Origin of the sequence: Streptomyces sp. NPDC047315 (genome assembly GCF_040643215.1) — a bacterium.
Classification (GTDB): Bacteria; Actinomycetota; Actinomycetes; order Streptomycetales; family Streptomycetaceae; genus Streptomyces.
In genome coordinates, this window is record NZ_JBEYTZ010000004.1 from 190390 (window position 1) to 213457 (window position 23068).

The 23068-nt window shown below is 66.9% G+C and carries 23 protein-coding genes; 4 read left to right on the forward strand and 19 right to left on the reverse strand.

Annotated elements, in window-relative coordinates:
* Nucleotides 1–231 precede the first annotated feature (231 nt).
* The 3 genes from ABZ842_RS05905 (at nt 232) to ABZ842_RS05915 (ending at nt 2585) form a co-directional block, all read left to right on the forward strand.
* Nucleotides 232–1386: a cation:proton antiporter gene (locus tag ABZ842_RS05905; RefSeq protein ID WP_361532281.1), complete on the forward strand. Its 1155-nt coding sequence runs from the start codon at nt 232–234 to the stop codon at nt 1384–1386.
* Between the two features lie 205 nt (nt 1387–1591).
* On the forward strand, nt 1592–1999 hold the full coding sequence (locus ABZ842_RS05910) for a peptidase inhibitor family I36 protein (RefSeq protein ID WP_361532284.1): 408 nt from the start codon (nt 1592–1594) through the stop codon (nt 1997–1999).
* Nucleotides 2000–2090: 91 nt separating this feature from the next.
* Nucleotides 2091–2585, forward strand: a complete 495-nt coding sequence (locus ABZ842_RS05915) for a GNAT family N-acetyltransferase (protein ID WP_361532287.1) — start codon at nt 2091–2093, stop codon at nt 2583–2585.
* Between the two features lie 4 nt (nt 2586–2589).
* On the opposite strand, the gene ABZ842_RS05920 is transcribed toward ABZ842_RS05915, so the two are convergent.
* The 4 genes from ABZ842_RS05920 to ABZ842_RS05935 form a co-directional block, all read right to left on the reverse strand.
* A complete protein-coding gene (locus tag ABZ842_RS05920; protein WP_361532290.1) occupies nt 2590–4629 on the reverse strand; it encodes a sigma-70 family RNA polymerase sigma factor in 2040 nt (679 codons plus the stop codon).
* A gap of 385 nt (nt 4630–5014) precedes the next feature.
* A complete protein-coding gene (locus tag ABZ842_RS05925; protein ID WP_361532293.1) occupies nt 5015–5452 on the reverse strand; it encodes a DUF732 domain-containing protein in 438 nt (145 codons plus the stop codon).
* Between the two features lie 126 nt (nt 5453–5578).
* Nucleotides 5579–5824 carry a hypothetical protein gene (locus ABZ842_RS05930; protein ID WP_361532296.1) on the reverse strand — a complete coding sequence of 82 codons (246 nt, stop codon included), beginning with the start codon at nt 5822–5824 and terminating at the stop codon, nt 5579–5581.
* 294 nt (nt 5825–6118) lie between these two features.
* Complete coding sequence (locus tag ABZ842_RS05935; RefSeq protein ID WP_361532299.1) at nt 6119–6430, reverse strand: hypothetical protein; 312 nt, start codon at nt 6428–6430, stop codon at nt 6119–6121.
* Nucleotides 6431–6602: 172 nt separating this feature from the next.
* Between ABZ842_RS05935 and ABZ842_RS05940 the strand changes: the two genes are divergently transcribed.
* Complete coding sequence (locus ABZ842_RS05940) at nt 6603–6848, forward strand: winged helix-turn-helix domain-containing protein (RefSeq protein ID WP_361532302.1); 246 nt, start codon at nt 6603–6605, stop codon at nt 6846–6848.
* Between the two features lie 250 nt (nt 6849–7098).
* Here the strand turns inward: ABZ842_RS05940 and ABZ842_RS05945 are convergent, their stop codons facing one another.
* The 15 genes from ABZ842_RS05945 to ABZ842_RS06015 form a co-directional block, all read right to left on the reverse strand.
* The gene (locus ABZ842_RS05945) at nt 7099–8241 is read right to left on the reverse strand and encodes a methyltransferase domain-containing protein (RefSeq protein ID WP_361532304.1); all 1143 of its coding nucleotides are present in this window, start codon (nt 8239–8241) and stop codon (nt 7099–7101) included.
* A 10-nt stretch (nt 8242–8251) separates the two neighbouring features.
* Nucleotides 8252–9118 (reverse strand): radical SAM protein, encoded by an 867-nt coding sequence (locus tag ABZ842_RS05950; protein WP_361532307.1) that lies wholly within the window; start codon nt 9116–9118, stop codon nt 8252–8254.
* Nucleotides 9119–9154: 36 nt separating this feature from the next.
* Nucleotides 9155–9319: a hypothetical protein gene (locus ABZ842_RS05955; protein ID WP_361532310.1), complete on the reverse strand. Its 165-nt coding sequence runs from the start codon at nt 9317–9319 to the stop codon at nt 9155–9157.
* Nucleotides 9320–10920: 1601 nt separating this feature from the next.
* Nucleotides 10921–11355, reverse strand: a complete 435-nt coding sequence (locus tag ABZ842_RS05960) for a hypothetical protein (protein ID WP_361532313.1) — start codon at nt 11353–11355, stop codon at nt 10921–10923.
* A complete protein-coding gene (locus ABZ842_RS05965; protein ID WP_361532316.1) occupies nt 11352–11660 on the reverse strand; it encodes a hypothetical protein in 309 nt (102 codons plus the stop codon). Before ABZ842_RS05965 ends, ABZ842_RS05960 begins: the two co-directional genes overlap by 4 nt.
* A gap of 124 nt (nt 11661–11784) precedes the next feature.
* Nucleotides 11785–13038, reverse strand: coding sequence for a helix-turn-helix transcriptional regulator (locus ABZ842_RS05970; protein WP_361532318.1), 1254 nt, complete (start codon nt 13036–13038; stop codon nt 11785–11787).
* Nucleotides 13039–13140: 102 nt separating this feature from the next.
* Nucleotides 13141–13389: a hypothetical protein gene (locus ABZ842_RS05975; protein ID WP_361532321.1), complete on the reverse strand. Its 249-nt coding sequence runs from the start codon at nt 13387–13389 to the stop codon at nt 13141–13143.
* A gap of 740 nt (nt 13390–14129) precedes the next feature.
* Nucleotides 14130–14942 (reverse strand): sigma factor, encoded by an 813-nt coding sequence (locus ABZ842_RS05980; protein ID WP_361532324.1) that lies wholly within the window; start codon nt 14940–14942, stop codon nt 14130–14132.
* Between the two features lie 435 nt (nt 14943–15377).
* Nucleotides 15378–17222, reverse strand: coding sequence for a DNA polymerase (locus ABZ842_RS05985; RefSeq protein ID WP_361532327.1), 1845 nt, complete (start codon nt 17220–17222; stop codon nt 15378–15380).
* Between the two features lie 69 nt (nt 17223–17291).
* The gene (locus tag ABZ842_RS05990) at nt 17292–19727 is read right to left on the reverse strand and encodes a phage/plasmid primase, P4 family (RefSeq protein WP_361532330.1); all 2436 of its coding nucleotides are present in this window, start codon (nt 19725–19727) and stop codon (nt 17292–17294) included.
* Nucleotides 19728–20309: 582 nt separating this feature from the next.
* Nucleotides 20310–20597, reverse strand: coding sequence for a hypothetical protein (locus tag ABZ842_RS05995; protein ID WP_361532333.1), 288 nt, complete (start codon nt 20595–20597; stop codon nt 20310–20312).
* An 11-nt stretch (nt 20598–20608) separates the two neighbouring features.
* Nucleotides 20609–21283, reverse strand: a complete 675-nt coding sequence (locus ABZ842_RS06000) for a hypothetical protein (protein WP_361532336.1) — start codon at nt 21281–21283, stop codon at nt 20609–20611.
* 83 nt (nt 21284–21366) lie between these two features.
* The gene (locus tag ABZ842_RS06005; RefSeq protein ID WP_361532339.1) at nt 21367–22119 is read right to left on the reverse strand and encodes a hypothetical protein; all 753 of its coding nucleotides are present in this window, start codon (nt 22117–22119) and stop codon (nt 21367–21369) included.
* A 146-nt stretch (nt 22120–22265) separates the two neighbouring features.
* On the reverse strand, nt 22266–22850 hold the full coding sequence (locus tag ABZ842_RS06010) for a hypothetical protein (protein ID WP_361532342.1): 585 nt from the start codon (nt 22848–22850) through the stop codon (nt 22266–22268).
* Complete coding sequence (locus tag ABZ842_RS06015; protein ID WP_361532345.1) at nt 22847–23056, reverse strand: hypothetical protein; 210 nt, start codon at nt 23054–23056, stop codon at nt 22847–22849. Before ABZ842_RS06015 ends, ABZ842_RS06010 begins: the two co-directional genes overlap by 4 nt.
* Nucleotides 23057–23068: the final 12 nt, after the last annotated feature.

Below are 23068 nucleotides of genomic sequence, written 5' to 3' on the forward strand. Positions count from 1 at the left end.
GGCGGATCGGGGGTGGGGAGAACCCCACCACGGGCCGGCGGCCCCCCGATCACATAGTTGCGGACATCAATCATTTGGTAAACTAATTACTGACGGTTCCTTGACGCCCTTTTGACTCAGCAAGACCCTTTTGACTCGTCCCCAGTCGTCCGCAGTCCTGCACGGGACGCCGCCCGGTCGACCCAACAGCCGAAGGATTGAGCCATCGGACACGCAGACACCCTCATAGCCATGGGCGGCGCCTTCCTGGCAGCCGCCTTTCTCGCCCGGGTCGGCGGACGCATAGGTCTGCCCACGATCCCCCTCTTCATCCTGGCCGGCATCCTGCTGGGGCCGCACACCCCCGGCTTCGTGCTCGTCTCGGACCCGCACGAGTTGGAGATGCTCTCCGCCCTCGGCCTGGTCCTGCTCCTGTTCTACCTGGGTCTCGAATTCCACCTCGACGACCTCAAAGCCGGTGGCCGCCGCATGGCCATCGCCGGCGGCGTCTACCTGCTGCTGAACGTCGGCGCCGGCCTCGGCTTCGGCTTCGCGCTCGGCTGGGGCACCTCCGAGGCGCTGGTGCTCGCCGGTGTGCTCGGCATCTCGTCGTCCGCGATCGTGACGAAGGTCCTCGTCGACCTCAACCGGATCGGCAACGCCGAGACCAAGCCGATCCTCGGCATCATCGTCGTCGAGGACATCTTCCTCGCGCTCTACCTGGCCGCCCTGCAGCCCATCCTCTCCGGCGCGGACAGCCTGGCAGCCGCGGTGATGGACGCCGGCAAGGCGTTCGGCTTCCTGCTGGCGCTGGCGCTGGTCGCCCGGTTCGGCACCAAGGTCATCGGCCGGCTCATCAACACCCGCGACGACGAGCTCCTCGTCATCTCCTTCCTCGGCGCCGCCGTCTTCCTCGCCGGCGTCTCCGAGTGGTTCGGAGTCGCCGACGCCATCGGCGCGTTCATGGTCGGCCTGATGCTCGGCTCCACCGCCTCCGGCGACCGGATCCGCAAGCTGGTCCACCCCCTGCGGGACGCCTTCGGCGCGATCTTCTTCTTCGCCTTCGGGCTCTCCATCGACCCGGGCGACCTGCCGACCGTCCTGTGGCCGGTGCTCGCCGCCGTCGCCGTGACCCTGGCGATGAACGTACTGGCCGGCCTCGCCGCCGCGCGGCTGTACGACTTCGGCTCCGAGCCCGCCGCGAACATCTCCACCACCCTGTTGGCGCGCGGCGAGTTCGCCCTGATCCTCGCGACGATGGCCGCGTCCGCCGGACTGGACGACCGGCTCTCCCCCTTCATCGCGGGATACGTGCTGATCCTGGCGGTCCTCGGTCCGCTGGCGGCCGGGCGCTCCCATCTGCTCGCCCGGGTGCTGCCGCAGAAACAGACGGTCGGCGCCGGCTGAGCCGGCTTCCCCAACAGCGCTTCGGGGCACGGCAGTTCCGACCACGGGACCGCCGCGCCCCGTCGTCGTCGCGCGCTGCCGCCCGCACCACCGTGCGCCCTGGCCATCCGGGTGAGGGGCCGGATTGGGGGCATCCGGGCGTGGACAACCTCCCCACTACACCGGGATAACCCGGTGCATCCACCCCAAACCAGGAGGTTCCACCATGCGTCGGATCGCTCTGCTCGCCGCCGCTGCCGCCCTAACCGCCGGTCTCGCCGCCGCGCCGTCCGCCGCCACGCCCGCGGCGCCCGCGGCGCCCACAGCCACCGAGCGTGCCGCGGCAGCCGTCACCCACTTCTCCGGGTCGAACTGCCCATCCAACAGTCTCTGCCTCTACCGGGACTACAACTTCACCGGTGGGGGCGTCGCCATCAAGGCCGGTGATTACGTCGGCTTCCTCGGCGACTACGGCTTCAACGACCAGATGTCGTCGTGGTCCAACGACACCGGCGTGACCTGTTGGTGGTGGACGCACGCCTACCGGGGCGGCGACTCCCACGTCATGTACAACCGCTACCGGGTCAACGTGCTCGCGAGCGAGAACGACACCGCGTCGTCCGTACAGTGCTGACGGCCCGGCGCTGAAGCAGGAGGGGCCGGCCGCCGTTGGCGCCGGCCCCGGGGCGTGCTCGGCACCGGGCGGGCGCTGCGAGACTGGCCGGATGACGATCCGACTCGCGAACGAGCACGACGTGTCCGGCCTCCTCGACCTCGCGGCCGAGGTCGAGCACTGGTTCGGCCCGATGGTCGAGGAGCCGGGGTTCCACGGGGCGCTCGCGGAGCACGTCCGCCGCGGCACGGCGCTCGTGTTCGAAGACCCCGCCTCCGAAGGGACGTTGCTGGGCGGTCTCCTCTTCGACCACGCCCACGCACCGCTGCACCACGTCGACTGGCTCGTGGTCGCGCAGCGGGCCCGGGGCCGGGGAGTCGGCCGGGCGCTGATGGCCGAAGCCGTCGACCGGTACGTGCGCGGCCCCGGCACCATCGAGGTGGTCACCTTCGGCGCGGACCACCCCGGCGCCGTCACCAGCGGGGCACGGACCTTCTACGAAGGACTCGGCTTCGCCCCCGGCGAGCCCACCGAACCCGGCCCCGAGGGCGGCTCCCGCCAGATATACCGCCGTACGGTCCCGGCGCCGGCGCTCCGCCGCGCCTGATGCGTCACCCTGCCCTGAGCTGCCGCAGCGTCCACCCCGCGCCGTCCGCGTCCAGCGGCTTCGTCGACTGCTTGAAGAGGTGTTCGGCCCGTTCGTAACTCAGCCGGGCGCGGCCCGAGTCGGGGCAGACGTCGGCGGCCGACGCACGGCGGCGGGCCGGGCCCGGGCGGCGGTCGGTGAGGAAGAGGGGCCCGCCCCGGCGGCCCGCGATCAGCTCCGGCAGCAGTCGGGCGGTGCCCGCGCGCCAGGTGATCCAGCGCTCCCCCGCCCGGACCCTGCGGTCCTCCAGGGCCGCCGCGTCCAGGTCCGTCACGTTCAGCGCGAGCACGGCCGTCACCGGTGCGCCCGACTCGTGGAGCAGCCGCCACAGGGCGCGTTCCCGCAGCGGTACGTCGTCCCGGGCGAAGAGGGCGTCGAGGTCCGCCGGGGCGAGCGGGCGGGTGGGCGCCGACGCCCCGGCCCTCCGCTCGGGGCCCGCGGCCACCGACGCGTCGAGCCCGGCCCAGGAGGCGAAGGAGCGGAACGCCGAGCGGTGGCGGTTCCAGGTGGCGGGCGCGGCCCGCGACCACGCCGTGGTGAACACCCGGTCGACGGTCTGCGCGGTGAGCGCCGACAGCGGGAAGGCGTCCCCGAGGGAGCGGCGCAGCCGCCCCAACGTCTGGCCGTACGAGCGGACGCTGGCGGCGTCCAGGTCGTCGCGGGCGAGGAATTCGGCCGCGGCGGCGCCGAGCGCGACCCCGTCCGGGCGCTGCGCCGACGGCTCGGTGTGCGCGGACGCGAGGGCTGCGGCGTCCGCCCTGCGGCGCAGGAACGCCCGCTCGGCCGCGTTCGCCGTCAGCCCGGCGGCCCGTTCGAAGTCCCTACGGGCCTCTTCGTACCGGCCGATCCGGACGAGCAGGTCGCCGCGGACGCCGGGCAGCAGGTGGTAGTCGCGCAGGGCGGGGTCGGCGTCGAGGTCGGCCACGAGGGCGAGGCCGGCCTCCGGGCCGAGCGCGTGGCCGACGGCCACGGCCCGGTTGAGCCGTACGACCGGGGTGGGCACCAGCCGCTCCAGCGCCTCGTACAGCCCCGCGATGCCCGCCCAGTCGGTGTCGGCCGCGGAGGGCGCCTGGGCATGGGTGATCGCGATGGCGGCCTGGAGGACGTACGGTCCCGGCGGCGCGCCGCCCGCGGCCCGGGCGGCGTCGCGGGCGCGCAGCATGGCGGCGACGCCGCGGCGGATCAGCAGGCGGTCCCAACGTCCGCGGTTCTGCTCGTGGAGCGGGACCGGCTCTCCGGCGGGGCCCGTGCGGGCGGCCGAGCGGGACTCCTGGATCTCCATCAGGGCGACCAGGCCGTGGACTTCGGGCTCGGCGGGGGCCAGTCGGGCGAGCAGCCGGCCGAGCCGGAGCGCTTCGAGGGTGAGGCCGGGGCGCATCAGGTCGTCGCCGCTGGTGGCCGAGTACCCCTCGTTGAAGATCAGGTACACGACCTCCAGGACTGCGGACAGCCGGTCGGCGAGGGCTGCGGCGTCGGGCAGTTCGAAGGGGACGCGCTCGCCGGCGAGGGTGCGCTTGGCGTCGGCGATGCGGCGGGCGATCGTCGTCTCGGTGGTGAGGAAGGCGCGGGCGATCTCGGCGGCCGTCAGCCCGCCGAGCAGGCGCAGGGTGAGGGCGGCGCGGGCGTCGGTGGACAGGACGGGGTGGCAGGAGACGAACATCAGCCGCAGGACGTCGTCTTGGCCGTCGCCGTCGCCGTCGCCGTCGGCGTCGGCTTGCTGCCGGGCCTCCTCGCGGGCCTCGTGCGCCAGCACGTCCGCGGCCCGCTCCCGGGTCCGCGCGCGCCGGATCTCGTCGACCGCGCGCCGCTTGGCGACGGCAGTCAGCCAGGCGCCCGGGTTCTCCGGGACGCCCGACTGCGGCCACTGTTCCAGGGCTGACACGAGTGCGTCCTGGGCCAACTCCTCGGCGAGGCCGACGTCGCGGACCAGTCGCGTGAGCCCGGCGACGATCCGGGCGGACTCCTGCTTCCAGACTGCGTCGACGGTGCGGCGGACGTCGAGCACGGTGCGTGTCCTTGTGGGCTCGGGGGTGGTTGGGGTGCGCCCGTGCCCTGCGGCCGGGCGCGCTGACGGCTTCCCGCCACGGGGTGCTGCGCTTGCGTGCCGCCCGCGCCCCGTCCGTGGCTTGTCGCGCAGTTCCTCGCGCCCCTGACATTCCCGCCGTAGCCCTGCGGGCAGGTTTGGTCTCTGCGGGTGCGTCGTGGTTGTTCGCGCAGTTCCCCGCGCCCCTGTTTCGCTGCCCCCGTCACTTGTCTGCAGGCCGAGGGCAGAGGTTTTAGGGGCGCGGGGAACTGCGCAGACCCTACACCCTTACAACTCGAAAAGCACCAGGTCAGACGCAGAAAAGCCCCGTCCGGCGCGTGGCCGAACGGGGCGTTCTGTTGCAGGGTCAGACGCAGAACGACGACTTCACCGCGGACACGATGCGCCCCGCCTGGTCGTCGTTGAGGCTCGGCACCGTTCCACCCTCGAACCGTTGCTTCGCATTGCTTTGAACCGTCGCTGCGTCCTTGCCTTCCTTGACGTCCAGACACACGGAGCGGGCTCTACTGACCGCGCGCTCCTCCTTGGTAGCCAAGCCTGCGTCTACGGCTGCCAGAGCCTGTATGAGGGCTGCACGCTGCTGCGCGTCCGGTGTTGGTACGCCGCTTCCTGCGACGGGCGCTGACGGCTCCGCAGCGGACTTGCCTGGCTCTGATGACGCTACGGCGGACGACTTGGCTGTGGGCTTGTCGTCAGTCTTCTTGTCGTCGTCCTCGAACAGTGACAAGACGGCTCCGAGCGCCAGCACCGCGCCCCCCACGACGAACCATGTCTTCCGCTCCACGTGCGTCCCCTCCCTGATCACTTAACTGCACGTGCTCATTACACACTGATCACGTCGACTGCACCGCAGATACACGAGAGCCCCATCCGGCACGTGGTCGAACGGGGCGTCGTGTCTGCGGGGTGGTCAGTCGTCGTACGCCTCGCCAGAGAGAATGTCGCGTGCCATCTCGGCGACCACATCCCGCCTGCTCTGGTTCCCCGTGGTGGGGCTGGGGTAGTCGTCGGGAAGCTCGTCCTCGACCCGTTGCACGATGTCGTCAATCTTGAACGTGATCCCGGTATCAACGGCCAAGTGGGCAACGGCTTCTACGGCTGCTTCAGTACGGCGGAGGAGGTCAACGGCGAGCGCGCCGTAGTCGATGGTGGTCATGCGCAGCACGGTAGCCAGATGGGCGCCCGGTCGACGTGGGAACGCAGAAAGCCCCGTCCGGCACGTGGCCGAACGGGGCTGGCACTGCCTACCTGGTGCGCTACCTGATCACGTCGTCTGGGCTCGGTCCGGCGCCATACTGCGTTGCGTCCTCGGGGCATGCGTACTGGAGCGCCGGTGCTCCGCTCGCACGCTCTATGAAGCCAACGACGACAGGTGCGGAGGTTTCGCGTTCGCAGTGGACGCACCACGCGGTGAACGGCTCGGCGGTCTCCGTGCGCAGCCAGTCGCGGGTCATGCGACCACCGCCGTGATGCCCTCGGGCACGTAGGCGTAATCGATGCCCGCGAGGGCCAGAGCGACCGCTATACGGCGCTGCGCCTGCTGTTGCCTCTCGATCCACGGGCCCATGTACGGGGGGATGCGGAACGTTCGGGGTGGGGCCGGCATGGTCCGGGCGAGGACGTGCACGGGGATAGGCGTGCGGGGCGCGCAGATGACGACCGGGGCGGGGCGAGTCGTCGTGGAGGGGGCGCGGTGACGACCCCGGGCGGGGACGAGTAGGCGCAGCAGCCACGTAAGGACGTGGACGATAGGGTCTCGCATGTCGCTTCAGCTCCTCAGAAAGCTGATCGGCGGAGCCCCGATAGACCGGTCCTACGCGGTCTGTCGGGGCGCTTTCAGTTGAGAACCTAGGCAACCTGTCCACCCCTGTCCACCCCGATGGGTGGACGTGGATGGAAGTGCGCCACGGTGGCCCCCTCGGTAGCGTCAAGGTGTGGAGTTCGACCCAACGCGCCCGAAGTGGCAGCAGATCGCGGAAGAGATCACGCGACGGATCAAGAGCGGGCAGTACCCGGAGCGCTTCCAGCTCTCAGAGGTGAGGCTTGCGGCTGAGTTCGGCGTGAACCGAGACACAATTCGTAAGGCCACAGCAGCGTTGAGGGATGCTGGGCTGATCTTGACGGTGCCGAACCTTGGGACCTTCGTTCGGTCTACCGAGGACGACCAGGGCGACGCGTAGCCGGCTGCACACTAGGCAGTTGGAGCCCCGCCCATGCGCCACGGGGGCAGCACACGGACGGGGCCTTGGTGGCACTCTCACCGCTCCGTGGAGCGGCACCCCGCGTACGGGGGCGGATCGGGGCGAGAGCCTGAGCCCGTCGGCTCAGATCGGGCACGTCTACCCGTGCTCGGGGCTGGTCCGATCGGGAGTGCCACGGTCCGGCACGGTGAGCTTTCGAACGGTCATGCCGTTCGCCGTGCCGGGGCTTTCATGCCCCCATGGTCGCCTTCCACCGGCCACGGGACAGATGAACGACACCATCCGGTGTGATGCGTGCCTGAGCGCCGTACAGGGGTAACCCGCCCTCGGCATTGAGCCGATTCCGGATGCGCTCCAGTTCGGACCAGAGACGTTGCGGCCCGTTCTGGTGGACTTCCGGCGGGGCGGTCCACTCGGCTGAAGCGCGGGCCCATGAACCGTCCGGGTGGACGAGATAGGCGGTGCGCGTCCGTCCGCTGGTCTCATACCCGGTTTCCACACCGGGCGTGGTGACTTCCAGCATGGAGCGCACTTCCCACGCTGCGGACACGTCCACCACGGGATATCGCCCCGTGCTGATCTCGTCCCCGTCCGCTTCCCGAGCGAGGGCGAACACCTCGGCAAGCTCGGACGGGTAGTCGTCGCCGGACCGGGTGAGCATGAACCCGGCCATGTCCCGCTCAACCACGCCGACCACGTCCCCGTTGGCGCGCTTCCACCCGGTGAGGATCAGGGACGTGCGGCCGAGGGTTGTTGCGAGCCGTCCGCCCTCGCGGAGCGCGCCGAGCACGGGTCGAAGTCCCGGACCGGGTGGCAATCCCACGGTGGCAACGATCCGGTCATACGTCCCCGGAATCTCGACTGTGGCATCCAGCGCAAGGAACCGGGGCCGGAACCCCATCGGGGCCAGACGTTCGGCTGCCGCACTGGTCAGATACGGGTCCACGTCCACGCTGGTCACGTGGTCGCTGCCGAGCCGGCACGCGGCGTACGCAGTGAGCCCGCCTGCCCCGGTCCCGAGGTCAAGCAGACTGAGCCCGGCCCCGAGCCGTCCATGGCGCAGCATCCGAACGACCAAACTTGGCAGCGTTGCCGAGGACGTAGGCAACCCCTCGGCCTGGTCGCCCGGCTCGGCGTGGTCTGCGTGCAGCGCTCCGACTCGGGTAATCAGCGACCGATCCGAGTAGGCCGCATCCATCCACGCGGTGAGGTCCGACGCACCGTCGCGCAGAGTCCATCCGCCCGCGGGTTCCCTTTCCCACCAACGTGGGACCAACTCGTGCCGGGGCACTCTTGCGACCGGCGCGAGCCACCGCGAGTCAGGGTCGGTCACCTTGTCGGCGAGTGCTTCCGCTCTTGCTTCCCAATCCATGGCGGCCCTTTCAGTAAGCGGGATCACAAGCTTCCGTGTTGGCAGGGTCGCAGTCGCCCGAGTCGTCGGGCGGGCACGCACCAACGCGGGGGGGCGGGATGCTCGCGCTGAGGGATGACCACTCCTTCCCGTTGAACAGCTCGGCGAGCCTGGTTTCCCGGACGTTGCCACACGGGAAGTTCCGGGCGAGCACGCAGCCGGCGAGATCCCCGTTCGGGAGTACGGCAGCACGTCCACGGGTGCACCGGCCGCACATTTCATCCAGCGTCGGAGACTGCCCGGGGAGCATCGCACGGCCAACGGCGCGTACCCGGTCGGTGTTGATGTGCGTTACGCCGATGCGGTTCAGCTCGGCACGCGCTTCCGTGACGCGCTGCCCGTCGAGCACGTCCACGATGCCGACGTATAGCGGGATTCCGCGGCGTAACGCCTCCTCGATGTTGCCGCGGGTGCGGAGGTACGACCCGGGCTTGCCCGTGATCTCGTCGTGTTCGGCGGGGGTATCGCTGTAGTAGCTGGTTGCGAGAGTCACCCCGTCCCGCTCGAACGTCTCCCACCAGGACCATGCGACGTTGAACAGGTTCGAATACACCTGAACGCCGAGCCCGAGCGAGAGCGCGTGATCGGTGAAGCTGCGCCACTGCGGGTGAACGGTCGGCTCGCCCCCAATGAGCTGAACACGCGGGATGCCGAGTGCGGCAGCGTCAGTGATCACCTGTCGCCAGTCGGCGGGGGTCATCGTGCCGTGCGTCGCCTGCGGGCTCGACGCGGACAGGCAGTGAGAGCACGTGAGTTGGCACTTGCCGGTGATCTCCAGTTCAAGGGTCTGGATACCGGCAACCGGGAAGTGGGTGGGTGGGTCTACGAGCGTGGTCATGCGTCGGTCCTTTCCGCGTGCTGTTGAGGAGTAGGGCTAGTCCCTGCGGTGTTCGTCAGCCAGCTTGTTCGCCGCGATCGTGGCGGAGTTTTTCGCTACCGCCCGGATTTCCGGGGGCAGAGTGGTGTCACGTGCTGCTGCGGCGGCTGCTCCCATGGCTGCGATCGTGTTTACCGCCTCGTCGCGCGGTTCCTCGGACATCACATGCTCCTACTCGGTTGGTGTTGAGCCCTTTGGCTGTCGTCCATCTCCGCCGTTCGGAGTGACAGCAGACCGAGGGACGGATTTAGGCGGGGCCGCAGAGGCGAGACGGACCCGGTTCGCTTCGACGTAGCCGCGTCGAGCAATGCCCCAACCGTCAAGCCGCGCAGCGAGCCAGCCCCAGGACACTCCGTACTCGCTGGCAAGCCTGGTGAGTACGGCTCCCATCAAGTACCGCTCCACGATGCGTTCTTGATCGGCTAGGGCCCTCTTCATGGCTGGGGTGAGGCTGGATCGACGCGGCTGCGGAGACTTCCGAACGTCCGTTCCGCGCGGTTCCTGCCGTGCCTGCGGTACCTGCTTTCGTCGGCCCGGATGCGCCCGGTTTTCGTGGAGCGCACGGAGTTCCCGAGCGCGGTAGACACCCGTGATGTCTGCGGCCTGTGCCCGTTCGTTCATCAGCCCACGGAGCAGAAAGCACCAGTCGCACCGGTCGGGGGCGGGCGGGCCGGGTTGCTCTGCGGTGAGCTGATCAATGGTGAACATGGCCTCTCCAAGGGGGTGCGGCTCCGGCCGTCCTGCGGGGGACGGGGACGACCGAAGCCGGGGGCGGGGCACCTTAACCCCGCCCCTTGCCCGCGTTCGCGCGTCTCCTTCACAGCGCTTGATAGCGAGCGCTGTCGCGCGAAGCGGGTGTGTGGTCCGCCCTCGGCTGGAACATCCCGCGGCGCAATACGGGGCCGTTGCCGAGGGCGGCGTTTACGAAGTCGAGTTACCCGGTGAGGGGGTCCGGAGCGTTCCAGCCGATCAGGATCCCAACCGGACGTAGCACGTTGATAGCTTGCGCTGCGTCGGAGACCACCTGTGCGGGGTCGTCTCCGTCGGCGACACGGCGCAGCGCTTCCACGCGCCATGCTTCGGGCAGCCGCGCAAGGCGGGACACCAGCTCGGGGGACGCGCCAGCTCGGTTGTCGAACGGGGGCGCCGCGGGGGGTTCCGTGCCTCGCTCGGCTTTCGCAGCAGCGAGGGCAAGAGCCGTTGTGAGGGTGGGCCGCTCGGGTTCGGGCTCGGGTGCCCGCCCGGGAAGCGTCAGCACCGGTTCCGGTGCCGCGCACTGCCGCAGGACACACGCTTGCCACGGTTCGGGCAGCCCCTCGAACGCGCGCCAAAGAAATACGGCGCTCCGCCCCCTGACCGTGCGCGCGGGGCTGGTCTCGGGCCACCGCTCGGCCTGTGTCGGCTCGCACTTGAAGGCGAAGTACGCAGCTTCCGCGGCGAACCGGTGGAGCACTTTTCCGTACTCGGAAGAGTTCCCACCCGTCCACCTGTGGTGGATGCGACGACTGTCCGCCATGGTCCAGTGCGCGGCGGCCTGGTCGTGCGCCGTGAACTGATCCCACAGACCGTGAACCGCTACGGCATCGAGTACCAGGGGGCCGACTCGGCGCGCGATCATCGCCACATCGGGCCACGGGTACGACTCCCACACGGCCAACGTGTCCAGGGAGTTCCGAAGATCGGTCAGAAGGGAAGCAGGGTGAGGCTCGGGCATAGCGGGTCCAAGGTGAGTGCGTGTGGTGGACAAACGGAGAACACACGCGTCACGGACTCGCGCGGGACATGCCGGCCGTGCTCGACTCGGGACGGTGGTCCGCGTGGAACGTCCCGCCCAACACGGGCCATATCGCAAAGGTGTAACTACACCCGTCGTCGGTCACCGTGCGCATGACGGGATACCCGGAGGCGAGGGCCGATAAGGCGTCCGCTTGAGCTTTCTCGTCCGCACACCATCGCCGTAGGTCGGTGGGCGCGTCGTTGCCCGGCTCGGGCAACTGGAACAGTGCGCCCGGGGTGGCCCGGAACCACGGGGCAGCCGGGTCCGGGTCCATGCCATCGGCGAGGCTGCGCGCTCGATCTCGTAACCAGCGCAGCGCAAGGCGGGGTGAGGGGGCCGAGGTCGATCCGAGTTTGACGCAGACCAGCTTGCCATTTGCGGGCCCCTCGGCGGTCACCTCGGCCAGGTACGGCCCGTTCATCGGCGGTACGCCCGACGAGTGATCTCGTCAGCCCGAGTACGGGCCCGGAGCTGCGCGACGGTATCGGCGGGCTCGGTGTGTTCAGGGAGGACGGACCAGTTCTCTCCCCCGCCCGAGGGGCGGAGCGTCCAACGGTCGTTGGAGACTCCCCGGAACTCGCCCACCAGGTCCCGCGCCGTGTCGTGCAGCAGCGTGCCGAGCACGGGCGGGTTGGCAGGCGGGGGCGCCGGCGAGGTGAGCAGTCCGGCCGATGCGTCATGCAGAGTGCGGCGACGTGTCCGGTCCGCTTCGGTTCGTTGTGTCATGGCTGCCTCCGGGGGGTGTGAGGCCAGACACAGGAACCGTAGATAGGGGCACTCCACCGGACCACGGGCGCTGTTGCGCCGATCACACTCCGTGCCGCTATCGAACTAGTACGTAGCGTGAGACTTAGCCGGAGATTCCGAGGTGGGCAGCCATGTCCCGCATCTCAACCGTGAGAGTTCGCTTGCGGGTCCGAAGGATGTCGCTCATGGTCCGGCGCGCCATGGGCTGGTGCTTGATCCACTCAGGTTGGGCTGTCTTGACGGCTGTAAGCACCTCCATCCCGGCTTGATGCGCCCCAAGCAGTACATGAGCGTGCGCTACGTCTAGACGATGTCTGCCCCAGTTGACAGCGGTGGTATTCCCCGACCGCTTACGGGCATCGCGGCGGAGAACCCCGCGCTCCGACAACCGGAGCACTGCGCGCGCCTCTGCGCGTCCGTCCCCCCTAATCAAGTAATCCTCTACGGACTTGACAGACGCGGTGACCGGACCGAACCCGCCCCATGTCATCGGGAAGGCGGCCCCCTCTACTGAGAGCCCCGCCGCCGCACGCGCAACCATCCGGCGAGCCGCTTTAGCCTCCTGCGGACGGTTGTCCCGCACTGCGGCTGCTGCCGCTCGCATCCAGAGCTCACCCCACATACCGACCCGAGCAGGGTCGGTGTCTGAGATTCGGGGTTCCATCTCTTCCGCTGCGCGCACGGCGAGGTTGTAGCAGTCGGTAAAACGATCTTGACGCAGGAGCAGCCAGCCCAGCCCGATAACGCCGACTGCTGCGGCCCTTCGGTCTTCCGCTGACTGTGCTGTACGAATTGCCTTGGTCAGAGCAGCGTAAGCAAGGTCGTACTGCCTTACTTGAGTCAAGAACTTGCCGCTTACCAGAAGAGTCAAGGCACGCACCCGCTCTGCCGCTTGCCGCGCTCCGTCGTCCTCGGCGAGAGCTACCGTCGCTTCCGCGTCGCGTAGAAGTTGCGGTAGGGCCCGAGCCACCGCACCAAAGTCGTCGGCCGCGTAGAGCTCGTGAGTGGCAAGCACACTCCTGCGCAGTTCAGCCAAGCCCCCGGGTGTGTGAACCGGGATCATGGCCACTCCGTCGACACCCACCGGAGGCATGAGCGCCGCGCGAATCGGCATCAGACTGCGCTTGGTGGCGTCGTCGCCCACCACGGGGTCAGGTGCGTCTGCCGCGAACAGCTTGGACGTGGTGACACCAAGCCCCCGCGCGATGGCGTGCAGGGTCTCGGTGCGCACCGTGCGTCCCCGTTCGGCCTTCTGCACCGTGCTGACGGACAGTAGGGATGCCTCTGCTAGGTCTTCCTGGGACTGCCCTGCGATGCGCCTAAGACGCTTGATGTTGTCGCCTACTTCTCGGGACATCGACTCCACCTCTCTCGGGGGCCCGCGGTACGTCGCGCCCAACCTACGGCCCTGCCAGAGGATGTACCCGGGTTCAGGCGAGCGGCACCCTGCCCGCGGCGATCAGCCAGCGAGGGCGAGGCACATCAAGGCTCGCTCCCAAGGCCCCGGGGCCGGCGCCGCAGGGGTCCGGTCGACCAGGTAGACCGCCCATCGCAGGGGGCCGGAGTACCGCTCGACGTAAAGCCCGTACCGGTCGGCGAGGCCGCTCGCGCGGAGCACTGCGGCGAGCTGGTGCATGACGTCGTTCGCTGCGTGCTCGGTCCCGCGGGCGACGACGAACCGACGCTCGTACTTGACCACCGTCCTCATGCGACCAGCCCCATGCGTCTTGGTACGTGCTGCCCGTAGGTACATGCGGTCAGGGGGTCGTCGAGCGGCGCCCAGAGGCCGCAGGTGTGACGGCTCCATTCGACGGAGCCGACCAATGAGCGGTTCGCGTGGTCACGTGACACCAGGCGGAAGCGAGTCACCGTTGGCACGGTGAGTAGGTGGCTCACGGCGTTCCCTAGAGTCACCAGGGCGCGCGTTAGGTCTGTGCAGGAACGGATTTGGTCCTCCCCCAGGACGGTCGGTAGCGAGGAGCACGCTCCCCACGTGCCGTTGCTACCGGGAATCTCGACTGTCGTCTGTGCGGTGTACTCCTGACTGTGCGTGACCATTTCCTCACCGTAGTACGTGCGTTCGATTAAAGGAAGGATCCGTTCCGGACAACTGGACGGTAAAGCCATCTCCATTTAGCGCCCTCCTGACCTGCAACGGAACCGGTATGCGCCACGATTGGCTGATAGTTGCCGTTCCGCGAAACCTCACTGAAGGGCGCCTAAGTCGCCACGCATCGTCACTTCGCAGCAAACGTCGAGCAACTGAATGCAAAGAGCTGCGAGTGCCCAACCGCCCGAGCAGTAGCGCGAGTTGGAGTCAGATGCACCAGGCATATTCGCGAGTGCAGCGACAGGCCAACGGCGCCCCCGGCGCCCCTGGTCTGTACCTACCTAGTGGTACGCAGACGTGCGCGTTAGGTGCCGATGGATGGCTATCTGGCGCAATCGTCACCATGCGCGGGCACCAGCTCGGTACAGCTCGGCGAACCGCCTTTGCCCCTTGGTTCGAGCCTGCTGAACCTGGTACGGGGTTACGTCCATGTCCGCGGCCAACTCGGCATCGTCCTCGCCTGCTCGGTACAGCGGAACGGGCGTGATGCCGTGGGCAGCCTTGACGACGTGCCGTTGCCGGTCGGACAGATGCCCCAACGCGCGGTGCACCTGGTCGCCGATGACGCGTCGGCGGTGCGCGGCGATATCGCGGGAGTCGACCAAGTCTGAGGGGCCTTCCATTTCCTTAGCGATCACGTCCCCCAACGTGATGTGTTTGCCGGTTATGGCGACGTTGAAGGGGCGATCCAGCGAGTCCAACCCCATCCACGAAAGGCGTGCGGCGCGGGCAAGTTCGGGGGTCAGTTTCTCGTCTCCCCGATCCTCGGACGCTGCGATCCGTTCTGCTTCGTAGGGGTCACCACCCGCGAGGCTTATTGCGGCCTCAAAGCGCTTGGCCGTGAACACACTTACCCCGGGACGAGTTACTTCCCGTCGCGTGTCTTCCATGGCTCGCTTAATACTCCGATCGGCATGCGCGACAAAGTGGGCAGGGTCGTCTCCGGCGAAAGCGCTGATTGCTTCCCAAACGGCTATGCGGCCCACCTGCGCGAGGTCTTCCATAAGGTCGGAATCCGTGTATCCACCCGTCGTGGCGAACCTGCGAGCTCGGCCGATCACCAGGTCTTCTGTTTCCCGAATGACCGCGGAGACCGCGTCAAGTTCGTTGTTTTTGGCGTTGGCAATTTGGGTGTGCGTGAGCGTCGTCAAGGGGCACCGTTCCGGGTGTGGGTGGTTGGCCCCTGATAGGGACCGAGGGATTCCCGGAACGGCGCGAGAGGGCGGGCAAAGGCACCTCTGGCGCTTCAACAATGCGCATGCAAAAGGGCATGAAAATGCCCCGTCCCAGGGGTGCAGGGACGGGGCTTGCGCATTGCCTTATCGCTGCGTGGCAGCAAATCTAGGAACGCGAATGCGGAGCAACAATGCGGACGAAGCGGGTAAAAGTATGGATATAGGTATGAGTTGTTAGTATTGAGGCGCTAGATGCAACCTTTGGCGACTCACGGCGAATTCGTTACCGAAATTGACTACTGTCCGGATTCAATATGTGAAGAGATCATGAAACTCGTGATGTTCCTGTTATGAAGTGATGTGCAACCAAGCGGCATGCCATTAGTCCAAGTTCCGCTTGACCAAACGTCTTTACTCTGCTGCGCCGTAGAGGCTTCCCCAAGACCGTCCTCCGACCTCTGCGTCTGCCGTGATCGGTACCCCGTAGAGGTTCATCGTCATGCAGCGTTCAAACTCGCGGGCTATCTCCTCAGAGTCTTCCCGCGGAGCTGACGCGAGGATTTCGTCATGAATGGGGAGTCGCATGTATTCGAGCATCCCGGATTCCTCGGCAGTAATGAGGGCTTGCCCCAACAGGTCCCGCGCCGCGCTTTGACAGGCGTAATTAACGACGGAATACGATCGATCCCGGTCCAGCGGAAGCCTGCGACCGGTAGCGGAGATAAAAACCATGCCGTTTTGGAAAGCCTGCCTCTGCCACCGCGAGGACGCGCGCCGAATCTCTGGATAAAGATGGTCGTACGCCTTCAGAGTTCGCTGCACGTCCTCGATGGGGGCGCCAGTTTGGCGGGCAATAGTGATAGCTCCGCCACCGTAGATTTTCCCGAGGCCGGTCCCTTTGGCAAGCTTCCGATGCCCCGGAGTAAAGTCCTTTCCGAAAAGAAGTTCGGCGGTGAAGCTGTGCAAGTCCTCGCCTGCTGAAAGAGCTTCAATCATCCGGCGGACCTTAGCGAGGGCCGCGAGGACCCGCATTTCAACAGCCTGGAAGTCGGTCGAGATCACGACGTGCCCGGGCTCGGCGATGATCGCGCGCCGAATGACGTGGTCCGAGGACGGTAGCTGATGCAGTCCCGCCGTGACACTCATCCTGCCCGTGCGTGCGGCGAGCGGCGATATCGTCGGGTGAATGCGACTGTCGGCATCAGCATTCGACAGAAAGGCCGCGGCATAGGTCGTGCCCCACTTCCCCGCGCGCTTGGCCCGTAGTACCGCGTCGGCGAGGACGTTGGGGTCCCGGGCCCCGATGCGCTGCCAATCCCGGTCAAGGTCCGCCATCGGCAACAGGACAGCTTTGTCTACCTTGAACGCCCCGGAGTCGGTCCGCTCCGTCAGCCGCTCGCCCATACCCGCGAGCGCTTCCGCCACCTGCGCGGGGCTGCCGACGGATGCGACTCCGTACCGAGCTGCCACCGCCCCGTACCGCTCGGCGTCCTCGGCGAGCCGGCCCGCGAGGGGAACGGCATAGTCCTGGTCGACCAGCAACCCGCGGCGCTGCATCGTGGCGCAGATGCGCGCGAGGGTGTGTTCGTACGGGACCAGGGCGGGACGCACGTCGAGCCGGACCAGCTCGGCGCGGAGCGCGGGGGCGAGTCGAGCCGTCAGCAGCACGTCCAGCCCTGCGTACAGCAAATAGGTTTTGTGCGTAAGGGGTATTAGGGCCCATCCGGTTTCTTTCGTGAAACCCAACGCGTTGAAAACCTTTGTAAGGCCGTTCTGAGTGTCGGGGGCCGCGGGGTCCACCCACTTCGCCGAAAGGGGCTTGAGTCCCGTTCCTATCCCGCCCCCTGCGGGTGCACGGGGGTCAATCAGCGTGGCGAGGATCCGGGTATCTGTCGTGATGGGTGCGAGGGTTTCCATTGGAATACCCGCGTGCCGATCCAATACGAGCCAATCGAATGCGGCATTGTGGATCAGGATTTCCCGGCATCGGCGGAGCGCTTCCCGTGCATATTCCGCATGGTGTCCGCCCCGCTCGTACAGCAGGACCCAAGCGTCATTGGCGTCGCCGAATTGGACCGTGCGGAGCCTGTACCCGGGGCTGTATATCTGGAGACCGGTGGTCTCTGTATCGACTGCTATTGGTCCACGGGCGTTCGCTCTTTCGAACCATTCCCGGAATGCGTCTAGGTCTGCGTCAGTCTCCGGAGCATGGACCCGGACAGGGTCGCCGGCTAGAACGTACTGCAACTCGATCATGCGTCCCCCTGAAAGCAAAAATAGGGGGGCCGCCCACCTGTGATAGGTGAACGGCCCCCGCGGGTGCTGCTACTGGCCGAAGATCCCCGGTCCGGTCTCGTCGGGGCTTTCTGCGGCGAGGCGGATACCGCCGATGGAGATCCCCCGCTTGGTCCGCTTTTTCACGGCTCCGCGCTCCTCCATAGCGGCATAGAAAGCCTGCCGGGTCCAGCGCTCTCGACCGGGAAGGTTCTCCGCCTCGCACCAGTCAAGATAGGAGTTGAAGACCTCATTTCCGCTCATAGATTCGGCGTCATCCGCGAATTCGAGAACCCCCGGCAGGAATCCCGCGAGCGGGTCCGACGTTGCGCGGTACTCGGTGCTAGCAACCGTGATGACCTGGGGGTCTTGCAGTCCGGTCCGGTACCAGTCGACCGCCCCGCGTACTGCCCACGCTGCGATTCCCTCGGACTCGGCGAGCAGCTTCCTATCTAGGTCGGGGTCCCGTTCATGAGGAGCGAACCACCTTTTGAACGGGACCAGTTTGACTCTGCGCCAAAGGCCTTCATCCTGTGACTTGAATTTCGGCTTATGGTTGGTCGCCAGCAACAGCAGGAACGACGGGCGGAACTCGAAATACTCGCGGTGAAGGAACCTCGCCGAGATCATGTCTTTGCCGGTGATCCGCTTAAGGATGGATTCCGACATTGCCTTGCCCGATTCCCCCTCGGACGCCATGACCAAGCGCGCTCCCCTCAGTGCCGCAATGTCATTCGGGATGCTACTACTCTTGCTTTCTTCAAATGTGGCAAAAGGCGTCGTCCTGGCAATTGCCCGGAACACGGCGGACACGGTCTCGATGAGCACGCTCTTACCGTTGGCTCCCTTGCCCCAAAGGACAGAGAACACCTGCTCCGAGACATGTCCGGTAATCCCGTACCCAATGAGTCGCTGAATGTACGCGGGCATCTCTGGCATTCCCGCGAAGATCTCCGCGAGGAACGATTCCCATCGGGGGCAGGCAGCATCGGGCCGATAGTCGATACCGAGCCCGTACGTCAGTAGGTCACCCTGGTCATGCGGCCGGAGCCTGCCCGTGCGTAGGTCGACGGTCCCATTGCGGAAGGTCAACAGGTCGGGGCGCGCGTCAAAGTCCGTCGCTGAAATGCTGACGCTAGGAATGGACCTGAGTTCAGTCATCAAAGCGTCAATGCGCGTCGTCATCGTGAAACCCCGGGCCGGCTGTGTCTGCCCCGCGAGAACCAGCGCGGCCCCCATGCGGTGGATTTCCTGCCGGACCCGCGTATCACTGCGGACCCATATTCGCCCGTCCCACGTATAGAAACCGAGCCCCGTTGCATAGCGAATGCGACCCGCGCACCACGCAACCAACGCGTGCGCGTTCATCGCGTCTGACTCTCCGAGGGTGCCGACCAGCCGGGACAGGATGTCCGCGGCTTCCTGCCCCTGGTCCCGGGTCACCAGGTTGGCTCCGGTCCGGCCGGCAAGCTCGGCCGTACGCGCCGCGTCGTCCAGCTCGGCGGAGTCCCGGACCGGTCGAGCCGACTTCACCGCGCGGTGCAGCTCGGCCGCGAACGCTGCGGGGTTCGCCTCGCGCCACTCGGTTATGTCTCCGTGCTGCGGGGGCACATCGAGCACCAGGGCCGGAACGCCATGCTTGGCGAGTCCAGCCGCGAGCCGTGCCGTGAACCCGTTGCCCGCAGGATCGTTGTCGCCGGCGAGTACGACCAGTTGACCGCGTAGCCCCTCGGCCAACTCGGCTATCAGGGCGGGAGAGTTGGCGAGGCTCGCGCCCCGCACGAACACCACGTCGTACCCGCACGCGACGACAGACAGAGCATCGGACGGGCCCTCGGTCACCAGGACCGTGCCGTACCCGCCACCGCCCCGCAGCACTCCGAAGGTGGTCCAGCGGTGACCACGGGGGTTGATCAGCGAGAGCCACCGTGCGGGACAGTCCCCGCTGATGTCCCGCCCCTGTAGTCCGCGGGCAACCCCGTCGAACCCGTACAGGGGCACGGTCAAGCGCGGGTGGCTCCTGTACTGCCGAGAGAGGTACGGGACGCCGTCGCCCTGGTCGCCCTGGTCGACGCCGATGCGGAGTTCCGCGGCGGTCTCCAGGTCGAGCCCGAACCGGTCGGCAAGGTATCGCCGAGCCCGATTGGCCCAATCGGATCCGTAGTCGCCGAGTGCCGCCGACGTGCGGTCGACGTACTGAGCGAGACCGGCGACCAGACGCACGGGCACGAGCTCGGGGCGTCCCGCGGGTACCACGGAGCCGGGGCCGCTTGCGTCGAACAGTGCGGACCAGTCGAGCCGTACGGTCCTGATCACGTCTTCGGTCCGGCAGCCGGCCCGGCAGCTCATCCGTACCTTGTTGTCCTCGCCCCGCCAGATGCGCAGGCTCGGCCGTGAGTCCTGGTGCCCGGGGCACCGTGCGATGTAACCCCCGTCCGGTTGCCCTTCGACCCGATCGAACCGGGCGAGGATGTCAGCGAACTGCACGAGTACACACCGCCTCCCACCGCAAATCCGCGAGCAGGATGGAGAACTCCCGAAGGGGGATAGTCAGGTACCACCTCGATGTGTCGAGCCCTCGCGCGGTCACTACAAACCCGCCGTACGCGGTGACCATGTTCCGCGAGGACCAGCCGAGGGCGAGCCGTACCCGCGTCCACGTCCGTACGGACATGTGCACGCGCCCCGCAGCAACTCCGGACCCGCGCACTCGGGTGACCACCACCCCGTACGGGAACCCTGCGTGCACCGCCTCGATGTGCGCTTGCCGGAGCCATGTCGGTACGGCCGGACTCCGCACGTCCTTACATTCCAGAACGAACGGGGCTGCGTGCACGTCGCCAACGTCCCGCGAACCTTCCTGCGCCGCTCGACGGACATTCATTGGGTCGAATGGGTCCCGGAACATTCCCTCGGCGTCGACCAGCCCGTGAGCCTTGTTCAGATAGTCCCGTACCGCGGATTCCCATGCGGTCCCGCGCGCCTTGTTCGGGTTAGCCACTTCGTTTCCCCCATAGAAGAGGGCCGGGCGACCCAAACTGCGGCTACCCGGCCCTCTTGTTGATATTTCTACTGGCCGTATCGCTCGCCCGTAATATCAGGAATGATCAGCCGCACATGCTCGGCAGAGATCCATTCTCGGCGCAGCGATCGACGCCGTACGAAACCGCTCTCCGTCCCGGTCGGCCTAACTCGCAGCATCGGCCGAAGCCTGCCGTCGACAATCCGGGCTGTCACCTTCTCCACGATTGCGTCAGACATCCTCACGCGGTTTCCCTGCCGTGCCGCATAGGCGATCAGGTCACCCGGGTAAAGCTCCTCCGAGCCGTAGTCTGTGACAATCCCGCGCTTGCCCATGCTGCCCCCTTTTACTTGGTCCACGGCTTCAGAACCTTGATTACAGGCTTGAGGTAACTCACATCTCGACCCCGCGTAGTGGTGTATTCGACCAGCTCAATTGACAGTTCGGCCTCTGCTTCACCGCCCACCTTGTCGAGCGCATTGCCAATCTCATGCAGGACTTCTGCCAACTTCCAAGATCCGGTCTGGAATCGGAAAATGCCAAGGTTGTAATTCTCGGCGAGACGGAAACACACTGAAATGCTCGGAGCCGGGCCGCGCTTGGTCTTGGCGTCTGCCTTTCGGTCCTCCATCAGGGGCGGGCAGCCACACGCCTTGCCCTTGTCCTCTTCCGGCGACAGGTAGTCGACCCCGTCGCAGTGGTGAATAAGGTTGCTGCCGTTCCACAACTTCATATCCGCGCTGATAGCGTCCGGCCCGGACAGGACCACCCGAACCCGCTTGGTGGTGGTCAGAACCTCAATGAAGTTTTCCGAGGTGGAGTCGGTCATTTCCGGGGTCCCACCCATGAGAGCGGCGATTACCTCGGCAACGTCCGGGTCACCGGTCGTCACCTTCCATTCGGCGAGAGCTTCCGGAACGTTGTTGACGGATCGGCCGGAATGGAAACGGCCCACCGTGTCATCGGAGAAAGTGCCCTTCGGCATGGCGTCCGGGTCGGTCTCAAAGATTCGAATACCCATGGTTCCCCCTGGTTTTGGGCATGAAAAAGGGCGGGCCGTGTGCTACGGCGTCGCCCTCGAAAGAGTTCGGTGGTGCTATTCAGCTATGCACGTCGCTGCGTTCCCGTCACCAGCCGGCGCACCCCGGACGCGATAGCACGCCCAAGCACCGTCTTGGATATCTCGCGGTCCCATCGGAACACCTTCCGCAGCGTCAGAAAGATGTCGAAAACCTCGGCGTCGATACGCACAGGCAGGAATTCCCAGCCGTCCGGAGTGATGTGGAGAACGGCGGCCCCATCGAATTCGGGCATCGGCTCGGTGGTCCCGTCCGGGGCAATGAGCTTGTCGGCGTGAGCGTAGGCGGCCATCTGCAAGGCAACATCGGGATACGTGGACTTAGAAGTCTTCCAATCCACAATCAGTGTGTGCCACTCGCCGGACACGTGGTCCGGTTTTCCGTCCTCGCCGAGCCGAACCCGCAGGATCGCGTCAAAGCTTCCCGCGTATTCGTGGGTGTCCGACCATGCAATGTCTTCGGCGCGCACCAGCTCTGGGCGCACCACGTCAAGGAATTCGGCGAACCCCTCGCGGTACGGCTCTAGGTCCGGGTGCACACGGCCGATAGTCTCGGCACGCATCATCCGCTCAAAAAGATCGTGTGCCTCGCTGCCCACCTTCGCGCGGGACTTGGTGTATCGGGCGTGTGCGTGCCGGAGATAGTCAACGGCCCCGGTCGCGTCCCGCTCGGCAATGGCTGTCACGGCAGCCAGATTCCCAACGGCGGTTTCCGCGGCCATCCTTGCAGCCCACCAGACAAGAAACGGCTTGGGCAGCATGTCAACGATGCTGGTCACACCCGGGTATTTGATTGCCGTCTGTGGGTCCACATACCACCGTGAACCCCCGCGCTTGATAGTCCGGATTACTCCGGCCATAGGTCCCCCTGTAAGAAGTGCAATGGGCGAGGGGGTAGGACTGAGCCTGCCCCGTCGCCCGTTGGTCATCGCCTCACGGCGAGCTGATCCGCGAGGGCGTGCAACTCGGCGACAGTGCCCCCGTTGGTCAGCACCGCATCGGTAGGAATGCCGGCTAGCTCGGTCTCGGACCGGTGTGCTCGCGCATCCTGGTCGGCCTGGTGGTCGTGGTCCCCGGGTCGCACGATGCGCACCAGCAGTGCCCCGCGGGCTCGGAGCGCGTGAGCCTCATTGCGGTACCGCACGTCCGTGATCACCATGGGCAGCGACCACCGGTCGGCAACGCTGAGCTTGTCGAGCGCGGGCCGAACCCACACTTCGGGATCCCGGTCCCTCAGTGACTGGCCGACCCGTTGCAGGGTCCGGCGCACCTCGGCACGCTGCTTCGCTTGGTCCCATCCCTCGATGCGGACGACGTGGGAGAGCCGGAGCGGGATCGGGCCGTACATCCCGGGCACCGTCGAAACGATCGGGTCCAGGTCGAGCGCAAGCGTCCGCACCGGATCGGCGAACGCCACCCGCACGAACTGGTACCGGGCGACCAGCCGAGCCCCCACGGTGTCCTTACCGGAGCCCGCGGCCCCGATGAGCGCTACGTGTCGATAGGTCATGCGTGGCCCTGGTGCTCGATGCCGGAGCCAGCTCGGGCGGTCTTGCCGTCCTCGATGCGCTGGACCGATTCGCCTACGCCAAGCACGGCGCCGACCAGGCCGAGCACCAGGGCGGACGGAAGCGACGGGATGTAATGCACGACTAGAGCGAGGGCCGCAGCAGCTACGGCATAGATGCGGGCGGGATGAGCGGATACGAACGGCATGGGTGTCCCCTT